Below are 942 nucleotides of genomic sequence, written 5' to 3' on the forward strand. Positions count from 1 at the left end.
ATACAACTTATATGAAATATATACTTCTCATGGGATTGTTTCTGTATCTTATTCTTATATGTAGTACCATGCTAAACGTGATATAAGTGTGGGTGTACAATAACATACCAGCAATTTTTTTACTTGAACCCCTAGGATAGGTGACAAATAAAATCACTCCATTTTTATTGTAAAAATCCATTCTATATGAGTCAAATTTCGGTTTTCTTACATATTTATCTTTCAAACAACACACGCTATTATACATACCAATTCTTAACAGAAGAAGTGTGTATGAAAGGTTCTGGTGCAAAAATAGTGGGTTTATGAAAAATGAACCAAAGATTCCTAACGGAATTGAAATTTATGCTGTTAAACTAAAGATTTCATCGATAAGATACATTTGCTTTTGGACAGACTTCTCCCCTTGGAGCGTTTGTCCTTTTTTAATCATATGCATAGCTTCTATTCCAGCAATCATTTTTGTAGCCGTTCGCAAAGATTTCAATCCAAGCATATTCCGAATCCGTTTTTTGATAAATCGATGATTTTGCTCAATGATATTGTTTAAATATTTTTTTACACGAAGTGGTATACCATGCGGTATACATTTCTCTTCCTTTAGTTCAAGTATCGCAACAGGATAGGCTTTATCTCCATCAGCAGTTATCGACGAGGTTTTGTGGCATGACAAGAAACCAAGGATTTCTTTAGAAAACACTTGGCAGCCTTCGCATCTCGTTTGCGACTTAAATAAAAAATCAATTGTGTTTCCTTCGGAATCGATCGCACGATATAAATACATTTGCTTTCCTTTGATCTTGATATATGTTTCATCTACTCTCCAAGAATCGTTCGTGGCTTTCAAAGGTTCTGTTGCAAAGTTCAAAGAAATATACGTCCGTTTACAAAAGACGATTATCGTTTAAGCCGTTATATCCATGTGTATTCATGTTTTGTTAC

The 942-nt window shown here is 33.8% G+C and carries 1 protein-coding gene; it reads right to left on the minus strand.

The window, feature by feature from the left end; all coding sequences use genetic code 11:
- Positions 1-343 precede the first annotated feature (343 nt).
- Positions 344-868: an IS6 family transposase gene (locus F3I02_RS27205; RefSeq protein ID WP_196478127.1), complete on the minus strand. Its 525-nt coding sequence runs from the start codon at positions 866-868 to the stop codon at positions 344-346.
- Between the last annotated feature and the right edge of the window lie 74 nt (positions 869-942).

Source organism: Bacillus sp. SRB3LM, from assembly GCF_015712745.1.
In the GTDB taxonomy this organism is placed as follows: Bacteria; Bacillota; Bacilli; order Bacillales; family Bacillaceae_G; genus Bacillus_A; species Bacillus_A thuringiensis_K.